The organism is Marinomonas sp. FW-1 (assembly GCF_005222245.1).
GTDB classification, from domain to species: domain Bacteria; phylum Pseudomonadota; class Gammaproteobacteria; order Pseudomonadales; family Marinomonadaceae; genus Marinomonas; species Marinomonas alcarazii.
On record NZ_CP025987.1, the window covers coordinates 1,824,177 to 1,840,491 of the forward strand.

General features: G+C 43.2%; 16 protein-coding genes. 15 read left to right on the plus strand and 1 reads right to left on the minus strand.

Annotated features, from left to right (window positions below):
• Positions 1–40: 40 nt before the first annotated feature.
• Positions 41–526 (plus strand): YajQ family cyclic di-GMP-binding protein, encoded by a 486-nt coding sequence (locus tag C1X04_RS08480; protein WP_110572241.1) that lies wholly within the window; start codon positions 41–43, stop codon positions 524–526.
• Between the two features lie 47 nt (positions 527–573).
• Here C1X04_RS08480 and C1X04_RS08485 read toward each other — a convergent pair whose 3' ends face one another.
• Positions 574–885 (minus strand): MGMT family protein, encoded by a 312-nt coding sequence (locus C1X04_RS08485; RefSeq protein ID WP_245926950.1) that lies wholly within the window; start codon positions 883–885, stop codon positions 574–576.
• Between the two features lie 60 nt (positions 886–945).
• Here C1X04_RS08485 and C1X04_RS08490 point away from each other — a divergent pair, with 60 nt between their 5' ends.
• The 14 genes from C1X04_RS08490 (at position 946) to C1X04_RS08555 (ending at position 16,297) form a co-directional block, all read left to right on the plus strand.
• On the plus strand, positions 946–1,416 hold the full coding sequence (locus C1X04_RS08490; protein ID WP_110572245.1) for an FxsA family protein: 471 nt from the start codon (positions 946–948) through the stop codon (positions 1,414–1,416).
• 126 nt (positions 1,417–1,542) lie between these two features.
• Positions 1,543–1,833 (plus strand): co-chaperone GroES, encoded by a 291-nt coding sequence (locus C1X04_RS08495; protein ID WP_024022707.1) that lies wholly within the window; start codon positions 1,543–1,545, stop codon positions 1,831–1,833.
• Between the two features lie 62 nt (positions 1,834–1,895).
• Entirely contained in the window at positions 1,896–3,542 is a 1,647-nt protein-coding gene (groL, locus tag C1X04_RS08500) for a chaperonin GroEL (protein WP_110572247.1), read from the plus strand.
• A 1,097-nt stretch (positions 3,543–4,639) separates the two neighbouring features.
• Complete coding sequence (ltrA, locus tag C1X04_RS08505; RefSeq protein WP_137169670.1) at positions 4,640–6,310, plus strand: group II intron reverse transcriptase/maturase; 1,671 nt, start codon at positions 4,640–4,642, stop codon at positions 6,308–6,310.
• Positions 6,311–6,391: 81 nt separating this feature from the next.
• The gene (locus tag C1X04_RS08510) at positions 6,392–6,754 is read left to right on the plus strand and encodes a hypothetical protein (RefSeq protein ID WP_137169671.1); all 363 of its coding nucleotides are present in this window, start codon (positions 6,392–6,394) and stop codon (positions 6,752–6,754) included.
• A gap of 255 nt (positions 6,755–7,009) precedes the next feature.
• Positions 7,010–7,732, plus strand: a complete 723-nt coding sequence (locus C1X04_RS08515; RefSeq protein ID WP_110572249.1) for an EAL domain-containing protein — start codon at positions 7,010–7,012, stop codon at positions 7,730–7,732.
• 146 nt (positions 7,733–7,878) lie between these two features.
• Positions 7,879–10,134 carry a FimV/HubP family polar landmark protein gene (locus C1X04_RS08520; RefSeq protein ID WP_137169672.1) on the plus strand — a complete coding sequence of 752 codons (2,256 nt, stop codon included), beginning with the start codon at positions 7,879–7,881 and terminating at the stop codon, positions 10,132–10,134.
• Positions 10,127–10,951: a tRNA pseudouridine(38-40) synthase TruA gene (gene truA, locus C1X04_RS08525; RefSeq protein ID WP_110572253.1), complete on the plus strand. Its 825-nt coding sequence runs from the start codon at positions 10,127–10,129 to the stop codon at positions 10,949–10,951. Before C1X04_RS08520 ends, truA begins: the two co-directional genes overlap by 8 nt.
• Positions 10,935–11,552, plus strand: coding sequence for a phosphoribosylanthranilate isomerase (locus C1X04_RS08530; RefSeq protein ID WP_110572255.1), 618 nt, complete (start codon positions 10,935–10,937; stop codon positions 11,550–11,552). Before truA ends, C1X04_RS08530 begins: the two co-directional genes overlap by 17 nt.
• A complete protein-coding gene (gene trpB, locus C1X04_RS08535) occupies positions 11,545–12,756 on the plus strand; it encodes a tryptophan synthase subunit beta (protein WP_137169673.1) in 1,212 nt (403 codons plus the stop codon). Before C1X04_RS08530 ends, trpB begins: the two co-directional genes overlap by 8 nt.
• Positions 12,753–13,559: a tryptophan synthase subunit alpha gene (trpA, locus tag C1X04_RS08540; protein WP_137169674.1), complete on the plus strand. Its 807-nt coding sequence runs from the start codon at positions 12,753–12,755 to the stop codon at positions 13,557–13,559. Before trpB ends, trpA begins: the two co-directional genes overlap by 4 nt.
• Positions 13,560–13,590: 31 nt before the next feature.
• The gene (gene accD / locus C1X04_RS08545) at positions 13,591–14,454 is read left to right on the plus strand and encodes an acetyl-CoA carboxylase, carboxyltransferase subunit beta (RefSeq protein ID WP_110572261.1); all 864 of its coding nucleotides are present in this window, start codon (positions 13,591–13,593) and stop codon (positions 14,452–14,454) included.
• A gap of 4 nt (positions 14,455–14,458) precedes the next feature.
• Positions 14,459–15,715: a bifunctional tetrahydrofolate synthase/dihydrofolate synthase gene (folC, locus tag C1X04_RS08550; RefSeq protein ID WP_137169675.1), complete on the plus strand. Its 1,257-nt coding sequence runs from the start codon at positions 14,459–14,461 to the stop codon at positions 15,713–15,715.
• 3 nt (positions 15,716–15,718) lie between these two features.
• Positions 15,719–16,297, plus strand: coding sequence for an SPOR domain-containing protein (locus C1X04_RS08555; protein ID WP_254682366.1), 579 nt, complete (start codon positions 15,719–15,721; stop codon positions 16,295–16,297).
• The last annotated feature ends 18 nt before the right edge of the window (positions 16,298–16,315 follow it).

Below are 16,315 nucleotides of genomic sequence, written 5' to 3' on the forward strand. Positions count from 1 at the left end.
CGCTCCAAATTACCTTATTGAAAATGCAAAGGAGCAGAAAATGCCATCATTTGACGTAGTATCTGAGTTGGATTGGCACGAAGTCAGCAACGCAGTCGATCAGGCTAACAGAGAAATTACAACGCGTTATGACTTTAAAGGCGTGAAAGCGCACTACGAAATTAAAGACAAGAAAAACGTTGTCATGGAAGCAGAGGCTGAGCCTCAACTTCGCCAGATGTCCGATATTCTAAATCAAAAATTGGTTGGCCGTGGCATTGATTTGAAAAGTTTGGAAAAAGAAGATGTTGTAAAAGGCAATATGCGAGCATCTCAAGCCGTGAAAATGAAAGAAGGGCTTGAAACAGATGAAGCAAAACGGATCGTGAAAATGATCAAAGACAGCAAGATAAAAGTTCAGGCTCAGATTCAAGGCGACCAATTACGCGTCACGGGCAAAAAACGAGATGATTTACAGCAAGTAATGGCGTTATTGCGTGGTGCGGATTTAGCACAGCCGGTTCAATTTACCAATTTTAGAGATTAAGCCTACTCTACAAGGAGCGTTACTAAATATTGAGTGACGCTCCTCACTCACTTGCCTTCATTTAGGGTTAGTTTGTTGCCAACGATAACCCAGCCTTCCTTTTCTAATTTTTCCTTTTGCCTCAAATAGCCATCTGTATTTTCTGCAAAGCTAATTCGACGTTGAGCATTTACAACGCGGTGCCAAGGCAGCTTAGTGTCTTTGGGAAGTTTTTTCATTAATTGTCCTACTTGTCGCCCATAACCAGGAAAGCCTGCTTGCTTAGCCAATTCACCATAGGATATGCAGCTTCCGAAGGGTACTTCACTTAAAATAAGAAGTACTTGCGATTTAAAGTGCTTCATTGCTTGATTAATCAAAGGAACGCCCATAGATAGATACTAGAAAACGAATTTGAGTATGACATAAAGAAGGTGAATATGAGATTTGCGCTATTACTTTTTATTTTAGTGCCCATTGTGGAAATGACCGTGCTTATTCAGGTCGGTGGAAAAATTGGCGCATTGGCTACAGTAGGTTTGGTGTTCCTTACAGCAATTATAGGTGTCACTTTAATTCGTAAGCAAGGTTTAGAGACGTCATTAAAAGCGCAGGAAAAAATGCGTCGTGGCGAACTTCCTGCCACAGAAGTGGCAGAAGGTGTTATGTTGGTTTTCGCTGGCCTGTGCTTGTTGATTCCTGGTTTTGTAACCGATGCGATTGGTGCCTTGTTATTAGTGCCGCCATTAAGAAAGTTATTCGCAGCAGGTTTGATTGTTAAGTTTGTTAGCTCTTTGATGGCTCGCGGCACGCAGTGGCGTGATGGTCAACGATATGGCCCAAAAGATGATGGGGATATCATTGAAGGAGAATATGCTAATGAAGATAACGACTTAATAGATAAAAAATAATTTTTTGTTTGGGTTGAAATACGAATTACTAGCCGTATATAAAACTTCGATAGAGATTCTTGCTTCAAAGCAAGAGCAGTCCTGCCAGGGGAGTCCTGGTATTGTTTTAATTGGAGAAAATGATTGATGAATATTCGTCCTTTGCACGATCGTGTCGTTGTTCGCCGTAAAGAAGAAGAGACAACAACCGCATCTGGTATCGTTCTGCCTGGATCTGCGACAGAAAAGCCTACACAAGGCGAGGTTTTGGCTGTTGGCACTGGCCGTATTCAATCTAATGGTGACGTGCAAGCGTTGGCTGTTAGCGTTGGTGACACTGTGTTGTTTGGTCAATACTCAGGTCAAACAGTGAAAATCAATGGTGAAGAGCTACTTATCATGAAAGAAGATGAAATTTACGGTGTTGTTGAAGCCTAATTTATCTTTGTAGTTCATATTCGATTTGTAACACTTAAAACAAGTTAAAAGGTAGTAAGAAAATGTCAGCTAAAGAAGTTAAATTTGGAGACAGTGCACGTCAGCAAATGCTGAAAGGTGTTAACGTTCTTGCAGATGCAGTTAAAGTAACCTTGGGGCCAAAAGGTCGTAACGTTGTTATCGAGAAATCTTTCGGTGCGCCACTTGTTACAAAAGATGGTGTAACAGTGGCCAAAGAAATTGAGCTTGATAACAAGTTTGAGAACATGGGCGCACAAATGGTGAAAGAAGTTGCTTCTCAAGCCAATGATGTTGCTGGTGACGGTACTACAACTGCGACTGTTCTTGCTCAAGCAATTGTTTCTGAAGGTTTGAAGGCGGTTGCTGCTGGTCGTAACCCAATGGATCTTAAACGTGGTATCGATCAAGCTGCGGCAGCTGTTGTAAAAGAAATTGCTGCACAAGCTACACCTTGCACAGATACTCGCGCAATCGAGCAGGTTGGTACTATTTCTGCTAACTCTGACTCTTCTGTTGGTAAAATCATTGCAGAAGCAATGGAGCGTGTTGGTAAAGAAGGCGTTATCACAGTAGAAGAAGGCTCTGGTTTTGAAGATGAGCTAGCTGTGGTTGAGGGTATGCAATTTGATCGTGGCTACCTATCTCCATACTTCATCAACAACCAAGAAACAATGAGTGCGGAACTTGAAAACCCATTCATTCTTCTTGTTGATAAGAAAATCTCTAACATCCGTGACTTGCTACCAGTATTGGAAGGCGTTGCAAAAGCATCTCGTCCATTATTGATCATTGCGGAAGACGTTGAAGGCGAAGCCCTAGCGACTTTGGTTGTGAACACTATGCGCGGTATCGTAAAAGTTGCTGCTGCTAAAGCGCCTGGTTTTGGTGATCGTCGTAAAGCGATGCTAGAAGATATTGCTATTCTAACTGGCGCTACCGTTATTTCTGAAGAAGTGGGTATGACGCTAGAAGGTGCTACTCTTGAGCAACTAGGTACAGCTAAGCGCGTTACTCTAACGAAAGAAAGCACAACTATTGTTGATGGTGCAGGTCAAGCGGCTAACATCACAAGTCGTGTAGAGCAAATTCGTGCAGAAATGGCGAACTCTTCTTCTGACTACGACAAAGAAAAACTTCAAGAGCGCGTTGCTAAATTGGCTGGCGGTGTTGCAGTTATCAAAATTGGCGCTGCAACTGAAGTGGCAATGAAAGAGAAGAAAGCACGTGTAGACGATGCGCTTCATGCAACTCGTGCAGCTGTTGAAGAAGGCGTTGTTGCTGGTGGTGGTGTTGCACTGGTACGTGCTCTTACTAAGATTGTTGACCTTAAAGGCGATAACGAAGATCAAAGTGTTGGTATCACACTAGCTCTTCGTGCAATGGAAGCGCCAATGCGTCAGATCGTTACTAACGCTGGTGCAGAAGCTTCTGTCGTTGTTGATAAAGTGAAAAAAGGTGAAGGTAACTTCGGTTACAATGCCGCAACTGGCGAATACGGTGACATGTTGGAAATGGGTATCCTAGATCCAGCTAAAGTGACTCGTTCTGCACTTCAAGCAGCGGCCTCTGTTGCTGGTCTTATGATCACTACTGAAGCAATGATTGCTGATTTGCCAAAAGATGACGCTGGTAGCATGCCTGATATGGGTGGCATGGGCGGAATGGGTGGCATGGGCGGAATGATGTAGTGCGACGAGAGTCGCAGAGGTAGCTAGCCTCGCTGGGCTATAACGTCAGTGGATACTAACTTAGGTTGGTATCCATTCACCTTCCAGCAATAACTAGTATTATAGAAAATCCCGATGTTCGGGCGTTAAACCCCGAGCATCGGACTCTCTAATTGAGAGTAATAAGCCCGGGCTTTTTTCGCCTATTGAAATAAAGTTCGCAAAGTGAACCCGAACTTATTAAATCGATTTCAGTTATATAGCTGAATCATTTTCACAGAGGTGAGTTCCGATTCTATCGGTGGTCATCCATTTCAAAGTTATACTGAGGTAATTCCGCTATCAAACGGGATTTATTGAGGTAGACATCATCGTGTGTTTTCAATACTAAATCAGCTACCGATGTGCGTAAGCTGGTACTTTCATTGTCTCACCTGTTCCTCAGGTAGCGAGACCTAATATTCAGCTATTAGTAGCCTAAGGATAGTGCGTCACTGGTAATGGTGGGGTGCGAAGCTTCCTGATAATGTAACCCCCATCACGGGTATATTTCATCCGTGAGGGTGGGTATAGATTTCACGAGTAAGGCGTGAATGAGGTGCTAGGCTTATTGGTATGGTTAACGTATGTGAACTGTTGATAAACACCGTCATCCGCATTGAGCTAAGCTTTACTATAAGGCTCAGACCAAAATGGTATGTGGTTGGTCTTACCCTTTACATCTGGGTAGGCGCTGACATTCGACCACCGGTGGACAGACAGAACCTAAGCCAATAATGTGAAAGTATCGGAACTCGGTAAGCCCGTAACGTCGCCCTCTGGGCAGGTGATCCGTAAGGTGATCTGTTGGTGTTGCGGGTAAAGGAGGGTGGAAAAAGCGAATGCCAATCTGTAATGGGTTGGATAGAGGTTCGAACTTTGCCTCAGCCCGAAAGGGCGCAGACTTCCATCTGGTCTTTAATCGTGTGAAAACCTGTAAAGCTTTCTATTAAATAGAAAGTAGAGTCATAAGGCTCTATAACCAATTGAACACCCACGAGGGGAAAGATTTATTTCCCCTCGTGGGGATAAATCCGTCTCCATCTTGTGGGTGCTCTTTAATCTAGGAGGACTGCAAGATGAGCAATTCATCAAATGAAGCGCCTGCGTCATCCCACTTTGCTAGCTCATGGCATGAGATCGACTGGGAAACCAGCCATCTCAAAGTGAGAGAGCTACAGGTTCGGATCGCGAAGGCAGCTAAAGAAAAGCAATGGCGAAAAGTGAAGCAGCTTCAACGTATGTTGGTGCATTCCTTTTCCGCCAAAGCAATCGCCATTAAACGTGTCACTGAAAACCGAGGTCGTAAGACAGCGGGGATCGACGGTGAGACTTGGGATTCCCCTAAAAGCAAATGGTCAGCTGTATCTCGTTTGCGTCAAAAAGGCTACAAACCGAAAGCGCTGCGTAGGGTGTATATACCAAAATCGAACGGCGAACGCCGTCCATTAGGTATACCTACTATGCTGGATCGGGCTATGCAGGCGTTATATCTGCTAGCACTGGAGCCTGTGACAGAAACGTGGGCAGACCGAAACTCGTATGGGTTTCGTCCATTACGTTCGGCAGCGGATGCGATTGAGCAATTATTTGTCAATCTAAGCCGAAAGTCGTCCGCACAATGGGTGCTTGAGGGGGATATAAAAGGTTGTTTCGACAATATAAGCCATGACTGGTTGATCCAAAACGTCCCTCTGGACAGGCGGATCGTCAAGAAGTGGTTAAAGGCTGGCTATGTAGAGTCTGGTCAAATTCATAAAACCGAGGCTGGCACACCACAGGGCGGAATCATTTCTCCGTTACTGGCTAACTGGGCGCTAGACGGTCTCGAACGTGTTTTGGAATCCCATTTTGGGAAGAAGAACACAAAAGCATCGTATAAAACTAAGGTGAATTATGTGCGCTACGCAGATGATTTCATCATTACGGGAATATCCAAGGAGTTACTGGAAGTAAGAGTGAAGCCTGTGGTTGAAGCCTTTATGGCGGAACGTGGGTTAACGCTTTCTAAACAGAAAACACTCGTAACCCATATCGATGTGGGATTTGACTTCCTTGGTCAGAATATCAGGAAATACAGTGGCAAGTTTTTAAACAAACCATCGCATAAAAACCTGAAAGCAGTACTGACTAAGATAAAGGAGATATTTGCTCGTTTTAAAACGGCGCCTGCTTGGTTATTGATAGCGAAACTTAACCCGATTATTCGAGGCTGGGCTAACTATCATAGAGGAGGGGCGGCAAAAGAAACATTCAAATATTTAGACTATCGTATCTGGAAAATGCTATGGCAATGGTGCAAACGCCGACACTCCAATCGTCACAAGCGATGGGTGGTTAAGAAATACTTCAAGACCGTTGGTAAACGGAATTGGGTATTCTTTGGTCAGTCTCCTGATAAAGGAGACATGCACTTATTGTATGCAGCGGATACAAAAATAGTACGCCACCGCAAAATAGTGGCTGAAGCCAATCCCTATGACCCAAAGGATGAGTTCTATTTTGAGCAACGCTTGGAATATGTACTTCGTCAATCGGAGATGGGGATGCGCAAAGCCTTTACATTGTGGAAACGACAACAGCGCCGTTGTCCAAGTTGCAACCAACTGATAACGCCCGAAACAGGGTGGAACATTCATCATGTGGTAGAGCGTCATAAGGGCGGGAGCGACAAACTGGATAACTTGGTGTTGTTACATCCCAACTGTCATATAAAGCTCCATAGCGTAGCGCTATTAGAAATTGAATAAATTTCGATCATAGGCTATTATTGTTATTGATATAGTGAAAAGCTATTGAATTGAGTTTATTAATTTCTTGAGGTGCTGATTATGATTGATAGTAAAAGGCTATATTCAGTGTTAACTGCAATCGATGGGCAAAGACTCAAAAAAGTTTTTGACGGCTCCGGCATCGATATGTACGCGTTCGAATTTGCTGTTGATCATGGGTATATAAAAGCTAACTCCTATATACCTATAGCAACATCAGTTAAGACATATCAGTTTCCAATAGTAACTGTTAAAGGACGTGAAGAAATTAAACGCTTCGAAAACAGCAAAAGGTTGCATGTGACATTGCTTAATATAAGTAAGAAGTTTTGGCTTGTAATCCTATGTGTTTTAGGGGCTATCCTCACTTTTTTAGAAAAAGTTACAGGTATTCTGTCTAACATGTCTGTTCTAATAAACTGAGAGTGAGTTCGATTTATATAGCTTTAATATAAGCTGCTGGCCTAGCTTGCTAGGCTTATAAAGGCTTGAGCTGTATGCGGGGAAACTCGCACGTACAGTTCTTAGGGGAGGGAGGCTCAGTAATGAGCTTCTCTTACCCGACATTCCTCTCTAACTCATTGAGATAAAAGAAAACCTCGCTATTTGGCGAGGTTTTTTTTTATAATAAGTCTTTATATTAGTGAGTGTCATTCTCATTTATTTAAGGCTGTTAAAATGGATTTTTTATCACAAAAAATGCTGTTAGAGTTGGTTGAGTCTAAGCGGTTTGGTGTTGAGTATCAGCCGATTGTGGAACTGAAAACGAGAGATGTATTTGCTTATGAAGCCCTGTCTAGGTTTCGCTCTGTAGCGGGTGAATTTATTCGGCCTGATCATGTTTATGCTGCATTGCATGATAATCCGCTGCTGCTGTTTCAGGTTGAGTTGGCTCAAAAAAAGATTCAGCTAGATCGCCTCTGCAATTCAGAGAAAATTTTTGTTAATTTAGATCAGGATGCGTTTTATGCCTGCGGGCAGGATGCAGAAAATAACGCTTTTGTTGAACTTATTCAGTTGTCTGGTCGTGATCGGGTAGTGGTCGAGTTGATAGAAAACTCTGAAATAAGCGATGCATTAATGAGTTTGTCTATGATTGAATTGTTTAATGGGCTGGGTGTTCGTACTGCGTTAGATGATTTGTGTAATCCAAAATCCATGTTGTCTGTTGCTGTCTTGCAGTTAGTTGAGTGGATAAAGTTGGATAAATGTGTGCTAGATAATAGATTAGATGCTAATTTTATGGTGTTTGTGTCTAAGATAATTGATTTTGCTCATGCTACTGGTAAGCAGGTTATTCTTGAGGGCGTAGAGAGAGAAGAAGATTTAGCCTTTGCTCAACAGATCGGTGCAGACTTTGTTCAAGGTTTTTATTTTAGAGATCAATTTTTAAGTTATTAGCTGTAAAAAACTATTGCTTTTGTATTTTTCTTCTTTCACTGGTGTTAAGTGCAAACCATTGATTCTAAAGCTATTGATAAATAGTCACCTGTGTAAGATACTTGGTTAGATATTTATGTCCATTTTTTGTAAATAAAGGGAAGCTTATGCTCAGAAAAACCCTCGTTAGTATTGCTGTATCAGGCGCGCTATATGTGTCCAGCAGTTACGCATTGGAACTGGGTGAGTTAACCTCTCAATCAAATTTGGGCGAACCTTATCGCGGGAGAATAGAGCTTTCCGATGTAGGTGCTTTAACCGACAATGATATTTTGATTCGTCTTGGCAGTGAAAGTGAATTTCGCCAAGCGGGTTTTGCCCCAACGAGTGTATTATCTCAGCTTAAGTTTGATGTGATTCGCGAAAATGGGCAACTAGCCGTTTCTGTTTCTTCAGACCAAGCTTTGAAAGTGGATGAGTTGCATTTCGTGTTGGCGGCACGTTGGCCAAGCGGACAGCTGGTACGAGAATATCAAACGCCACTAAATCAGTCAGCATTGGTGAATAAGTCGCAAAATGACGTGGTTCAATCGACCGTAGTGTCTTCCCAACAAGCTGGTTCTTCCTCTTCCGTGTTTCGTCAAGCAACACTCGCTGCTCAGAAAATGTCTTCTAAAGGTCAGCTAAATGTGGCTAAGGGGAATACTCTGTGGTCGATTGCTGGGCAAAATCGACCAACCAATCAGCTAACTATTTATCAGACAATGATGGCGATACAAGCCCTCAACAAAGATGCGTTTTATTCTAATAACATTAACCTTCTAAAAGAAGGCGCTATTTTACGCTTGCCAACACAAGAGCAGATCGCTCTTTTCAATAAGTCTATTTCAGAAGAAGAGTTTCAGCGTCAGCACAATGCTTGGATGGCATTAAAAGGCTCCCAATCTGGTGCTTCTGTGAATCAAGCTCAATTAAATACACAAGCGAAAGCAAAAGCCGCGGCTGATAAAGCTGGAGCGGCTGGTGATAAGTTAACGTTAGCATCCGGCCAAAGTTTATTGCCAGAGAATGCGGCTAGCTCAAATACAGGTCAGAGCTCTAGTGCGGCAATGAGTGCTTTGCAGAATGAGTTGTCAGCCTCAAAAGAGATGCTCGACAAAGAGCAAAGAGAGAAAGCGGAACTTTCTAGTCAGCTTGGTGATTTGAATAAGCAGCTGGAAACGTTGGAAAAGCTTATTAGTTTGAAAGACAAGCAAATGGCCGAACTGCAGCAGCAGTTTGCTAGTGCTCAGCAAGCGCTACAAGAGCAAAAGAATACAGTTGATCAATTGTTAGAAGCCGATCAGATACGTAGAGAGAAAGAGCAAGCGGAAGCGGATTCCTTTGTAAATAAAGTATTTGGCAATCCTATTGTTGTATCTATCGGTGCGGTGGTTCTATTGCTGATTGGTCTCTTGATCGGTTTGGTTATGCGTCGTTCTGGAAAAAAACAGGAGGAACAAGACCTATCAAAAAAGGATGAGTTTGATCTTTCCCCTGCGGCAGCAGTTGCACCCGTCGCAGCAGTAGCAGCAGCGGAACAGGTTTTAGCGGATGAACCTGAATCTGAACCTGTTGAAGAGACGAAAGAAGAAGACCCTTTCGCCTTCGATTTTGATAGTCCAGACGACGATGAAGAAGATGATTTGGCGGACTTCGGTTCGTTCGGTGAAGATGTTGCTTCGACAGAACCATCATTTGATGCGTTTGAGGATGAAGCTGATTCAGCTGAAGATGAGTTTGAAAGTGCGCTTCAAGATGATACTGAAGAAAGTCTTGATGACATGTTTGATTCCTTTGGTGGCGATGATGCTGTAACTGACACTTTTCCAGAATTAGAAGATACCGATGACTTGGATGAGTTAGAAGCATTTGTTGAAGAAGATGATATTCCAACCGTAACCCCAGAAGCGTTGGATACGGATGCTGAAATTGATGAAATAGATACTGAAGTTGATGAAGTTGATGAAGTTGATAGTGAAGAAGAATCCTTTGTATCAAGTTTATTAAATGATGTTGATGAAGAAGAGCAAGAAGATGTCGATGAATCTGCTGTCTTTAGTGAATCTCCAAGCGATACATTAGCTAACTCCATTGAAGAGTCGTTAGCAGAAGCTCAACAAGAAGAAGAAATGGAAGTTCCTTCGTTTGGTGAGGCTGAAGCCGCACAAGACGAAGAAGTAAGCGATGAGGAAGAAGAGTTTGACTTCTTTGATGCTAGTGGGGATGAAGCCGCCACTAAATTAGATTTAGCAAGAGCCTATATGGATATGGGTGATGAAGAGGGCGCGCGGGTGATCCTTGAAGACGTTATTGATTCTGGCAATGAAAAACAAATTGCGGAAGCGCAGAATATGATGGAGCGAATGTTCCCAAGTGACTAAAAAAGTAGTATTGGTTATTGAGTATAACGGCTCTGAATACAAGGGCTGGCAAGCACAAAAATTTGGTGTTCCAAGTGTTCAGGAGAATTTAGAAAAAGCGTTAAGTGTTGTTGCTAATCACCCTGTGCAAGTGGTTTGCGCAGGGCGAACAGATTCTGGTGTTCATGCAAGTGCGCAAGTTGTTCACTTCGAAACAGATGCTGAGCGAAATGAGCGGGCATGGACGTTAGGTGTTAATACCTATTTGCCCTCAGATATTACGGTTGTCGCAGCGAGCTATGTATCTGACGACTTCCATGCTCGCTTTAGTGCATTAAGTCGTCGTTATCGTTATGTGATTTATTCTTCTCCCTTTTGCCCTGCAATTTTGGCAAAAGGCGTGACTTGGACGTATAAAACACTTGATGTCGATGCGATGAGAGAAGCCGCTAAAGTGTTCCTTGGTACTCATGATTTCTCTTCCTTTCGTGCTATTGGCTGCCAAGCCAATACGCCTATCCGCACCATTCTTAATTTTGACGTACAAAAGCTTGGCCAGTATATTGTTTTAGATGTTAGAGCTAATGCGTTTTTGCATCATATGATTCGAAATTTTGCTGGTGTCTTAATGTCTATAGGCGCGGGGGAAAAGCCCGTGTCTTGGGCAAAACAGATTTTGGATGCGAAAGACCGTACTAAAGGTGGTATTACGGCACCACCAACAGGTTTGTATTTTGTCGATGCTCAATATCCAGATGTTTTCAACGTACCTAAACTGCATTTAGGTCCTCATTTTTTACCCTATGTAGACGAGCCTAACTATGAATTGCCGAGTTAAAATCTGTGGGATAACCAACCTTGAAGATGCAATGATGGCTTGTAATCATGGGGCGGATGCTCTTGGTTTTGTTTTTTATGAAAAAAGCCCAAGGTATGTGTCCCCAGAAATGGCAAATTCTATTGTTAAACAATTGCCTCCTTTTGTTACGCCCGTTGCTTTATTTGTTGATGCTGACTCATCGCTTATTGAGTCAGTGGTTGGAGCGAATTCACGTTGGATGATTCAATTTCATGGTAATGAATCTGAGTCTGAGTGCCGTCGCTATGATCGTCCTTATATGAAAGCGTTGCGAGTTCAGCAGGGCGATAATATTGTCGCTCTAGTTGATCAATACCCAAGCGCCACAGCAATGCTGCTAGATGCTTATAAAGCAGGTGTGCCAGGAGGTACTGGCGAAGTATTTGATTGGTCTCTAATTCCGGCCGATTTGTCGAAGCCCATTGTGCTTGCCGGTGGCTTAACCCCAGAGAATATTAAACAAGCGATAAATCAGGTTGCTCCTTATGCTGTTGATGTAAGTGGTGGCGTTGAATTGTCAAAAGGCATCAAGAGTGAGCCTAGAGTTCAAGAGTTTATTCGTGGAGCAAAGAGTGAATAGCAACGATATTAATCTAGATTTACCAGATTCCCATGGCCGTTTTGGTTCCTATGGCGGCATTTTTGTTTCTGAAACATTGATGTCAGCTTTGGACGATTTGGCCAAAATGTATGAACGCCTCTCTAAAGACAGTGAATTTCAAGCGGCGTTTGACTATGACTTGGCCCATTATGTTGGTCGTCCATCACCGCTTTATTTTGCTGAGCGCCTTACTAAGAAAGCAGGTGGGGCTAAGATTTACTTAAAGCGTGAAGATTTGAATCACACTGGCGCTCATAAGATAAATAATACGATAGGCCAAGCTTTGCTGGCGAAGCACATGGGCAAGCCAAATATTATTGCGGAAACTGGGGCAGGGCAGCACGGTGTTGCTTCAGCGACAGTGGCGGCTCGTTTGGGTTTAAAATGTAAAGTGTTTATGGGGGCGGAAGATATTCGTCGTCAATCACTGAATGTTTACCGTATGAAGTTGCTTGGTGCCGAGGTTATCTCTGTCGATTCGGGTACGAAAACGCTGAAAGACGCGCTGAATGAAGCGATGCGCTATTGGGTTGGCAATGTGGACGATACTTTTTACATCATTGGTACGGCTGCAGGTCCTCATCCATACCCAAAATTGGTTCGCGATTTTCAGGCTGTTATTGGTCGTGAGACCAAAGCACAATGCTTGGAGCATGAAGGTCGATTGCCTGATGCTGTTGTAGCCTGTGTTGGTGGTGGTTCAAACGCCATTGGTATGTTTCATCCATTCATAAAAGATGAAAATGTTGCTATGTACGGTGTTGAGGCTGGCGGTGATGGTATTGAAACGGGTCGTCACGCTGCCCCTCTAAGTGCTGGTCGTCCTGGTGTGTTGCATGGTAACCGTACTTATGTGATGGCGGATGATGACGGCCAGATTATTGGTACCCATTCCATTTCTGCGGGTTTGGATTATCCGGGTGTGGGTCCTGAGCATGCTTGGTTGAAAGACATTGGTCGAGCTAATTATGTCGCAATTAATGATGATGAGGCGATGCAAGGCTTCAGGGATTTAACCCGTCTAGAGGGTATTATGCCTGCGCTTGAGTCAAGTCATGCTGTTGCATATGGTATGAAACTCGCTGCGACGATGGAGAAAGATAAGATTGTCGTTATCAATCTTTCTGGTCGTGGTGATAAAGATATTCTTACTGTCGCTGAGCTGGATGGGATTGATGTATGAGCCGCATTAAACAATGTTTTGAAAATTTAGAAAAATCTGGTAAAAAGGCGCTCATTCCGTATATTACCGCTGGCGATCCTTCGCCTGAGTATTCTGTCGCTTTAATGGATGCTTTGGTGGACGGCGGCGCTGATGTGATTGAAATAGGTATGCCTTTTTCTGATCCTATGGCTGACGGTCCAGTTATTCAGTTAGCTTGTGAGCGAAGTTTGGCAGCGGGTACAAGTGTTAAAAAAGTATTGCAAATTATTGCCGACTTTAGAAAGAAGAATACTCACACTCCGGTTGTTTTGATGGGCTATTTGAACCCAATTGAGTTCTTTGGGTATCAATCTTTTTCAAATGCTGCAAAAGAAGCGGGTGTTGATGGCGTTTTATTAGTAGATCTGACTCCAGAAGAGGCGACAGATGTAGTAGAATGCTTCCGAGAGAATGAGATTGATCTTATTTATCTGCTGTCACCGACTACGACACCAGAGCGCGCTAAGAAAATTTGTGATTTAGCGACCGGTTATGTTTATTACGTTTCTGTTAAAGGTGTGACAGGCTCTGCTGAGTTAGATGTAGACAGTGTAAAAAAGCATGTTGATTCATTACGTGCTATTACGACTTTGCCGATTGGTGTTGGCTTCGGTATTCGTGATGCGAAAACAGCAGCGTTAGTCAGTCAATGTGCTGATGGGGTCATTGTAGGTAGTGTGTTGGTTAACGCCATTGCCGAAAATAAAGATCATCAAAAAGAATATATAGCTGGCGCTTTAAAAGATATTTTATTACCAATGCGTAATGAAATGGACGCTTAAGCGGCAGCCAACGAGAGATATGGAGAATTAAATGAGTAGCTGGTTAGATAAATTTGTCCCTTCCATTGTGCGCAGTGAATCAAAGCGTAGCACAGGTTCTGTGCCTGAAGGTCTTTGGAAGAAGTGTCCAAAATGTGAAAACGTTTTATATCGTCCCGAGCTAGAAAAGAATTTAGATGTTTGTCCTAAGTGCGAGCATCATCTTCGTGTAAGTGCACGTCGTCGTTTGGATATCTTTTTGGACAAAGAAGGTCGTCATGAAATCGGCGCACATCTTGAGCCTGAAGATAAATTGAAGTTTAAAGATTCAAAACGCTATAAAGACCGTATCGCGGATGCACAAAAAGCAACTGGTGAGAAAGATGCTTTGGTTGCTATGCAGGGTGTCTTGAACGGTATGCCTGTTGTTGCTGTAGCATTTGAATTTAGCTTCTTGGGCGGCTCTATGGGGGCCATTGTAGGTGAACGATTTATCCAAGCGGTAAATGTTTGTTTAGAAAAACGCATTCCTCTTATTTGCTTCTCGGCAAGTGGCGGCGCACGTATGCAAGAAGCTTTGATTTCTTTGATGCAGATGGCTAAAACAAGTGCTGGCCTTGAGCGTTTGAAGCAAGAAGGTATTCCATACATCTCTGTGATGACAGACCCTGTATTCGGTGGTGTATCTGCTTCTTTGGCTATGCTAGGTGATTTAAACGTTGCTGAGCCAAATGCATTGATCGGTTTTGCTGGTCCTCGTGTAATTGAGCAAACGGTACGTGAGAAACTACCAGAAGGCTTCCAGCGTAGTGAGTTCCTGCTTGATAAAGGCGCTCTTGATATGATTATTAAGCGTGATGAAATGCGCGATCGCTTGTTCAATATCTTATCTCTGCTTACCAATAAGGTTGCTTAATTAGATGACGCACACGTCATTAGCGAGTTGGCTTTCATACATTGAAAGCCAACATCCCTCTGAGATAGAGCTAGGTCTAGAACGAGGGAATGCTGTATTAGCTCGATTAAATTTATCTAGACCTAAGGTCAATGTAATTACCGTGGCTGGCACTAATGGCAAAGGCTCGACTTGTGCCATGCTGACACAGTATTTATGTAGTCAAAATTATTCTGTTGGTACTTATACCTCTCCTCATTTCCTTCGATTCAATGAGCGTGTTGCTCTTAATAACTCTCCTTGTGATGACGATCTTTTGTGTCGCGCATTTGAAGCTGTAGAAGCGGCACGTGACGGCATAACGCTTACCTATTTTGAATTTAGTACTCTGGCAGCTTTGTGGATTTTTGATCAAAGCGAATTGGATTATTGGGTTCTAGAAGTTGGTTTGGGCGGGCGATTGGATTCTGTCAATATGATCGATGCTGACGTTGCTGTTGTGACTTCTATTGCGTTGGATCACGTCGATTGGCTTGGTGATAATTTGGATGTTATTGCTCGAGAGAAAACAGGTATCGCCCGAAAAGACAAATTATTGGTCAGTGGTGTGGTGAATCCTCCTGAGACCATTGCTAGCACCGCGTTAGAAATTGGCGCTAGGCTACATCAAAAGGGCGTGGATTTTACCTTTGACAGTAATGAGCATGAATGGTCATGGGTCGGAGCTGGTGTTCAGTATGAGCATTTACCGATTCCTACATTGCCTTTGCAGAATGCTGCTACTGTTCTCGCTGTCTTAGTGTATATGGGATTTGCCCCATCTCAGGAAGATCTTGAGACACTATTTAGTACAGCAGAGCTAACTGGGCGTTTTCAGAAAGTAGCTTCTTCACCTGACGTTTATATTGATGTTGCACATAATCCGGAAGCGGCTTTGGAGCTGGCGCAGCGCATAAAACATTTGCCTGCCAAGCCGATTGCAGTTTGCGGCATGTTAAAAGATAAAGATATTAACAGTGTGATGACTTACCTTGCGGACAGTTTTTCAGGTTGGTTTTGTAGTGACTTGCCTGGTCCAAGGGGAGCAAAAGCCAATGAGCTTATTGAGTGCATTGTACAGCAGTCCGAGAGTAAAACTTTTAGCGTTAATGCTTTCACCTCGGTACAAGATGCCTATATGGCAGCGTTAAATCAGGCAAAGCAAAAAGATTGCCCCGTTGTTGTCTTTGGCTCCTTTGTAACCGTCTCAGAATATTTGGCGATCGGTCAATTGGAAAAGTGATTTATGATAGATAGAACCATTACGTACAGGCTGATTGGTGCAGGGATTATGGTGTTGTCCGCTTCTATTATATTGCCATTAATCCTAGATGGAGAACGTCCTGAAGAATTGGATATGCAGGTTCAGGTGACATCGCCACCTGCATTTTCTCCTATTGAAATTGCACCGGCTCAACCTGTTGACAGCCTACCCGTTACATCCATGCAAGATTCTGCAAGCGATTCTGACGAAATTGAATTAATACCTGTGCCAAAACCGGCAAAGGATGTTTCTCAGGTCAGCTCAGCAGAGCCTGAAGAGCCAGCATCGTCTGCGAAAGCGCCTGTCGAGAAACGTACTCCTACAGTGGTTGCTGATCGTTGGACATTGCAAATTGCTACGTTCAAGAGCAAAGACAATGCAACGCGCTTAGTAGAAAAGCTCAAGGCTGCTAAGTACGATGCCTACAGCCTGACAACCAATTCGCTTTATAAAGTGTATGTTGGTCCAGAGCTTAAGCGTGAAGTCTCCGATAAACTGCGAGATGAAATTAAAAAAGAGTTTAGTTTGAGCGGGATTGTTGTGAAATATTCGGTGAATTAAGCTGATAATGTATTTCGC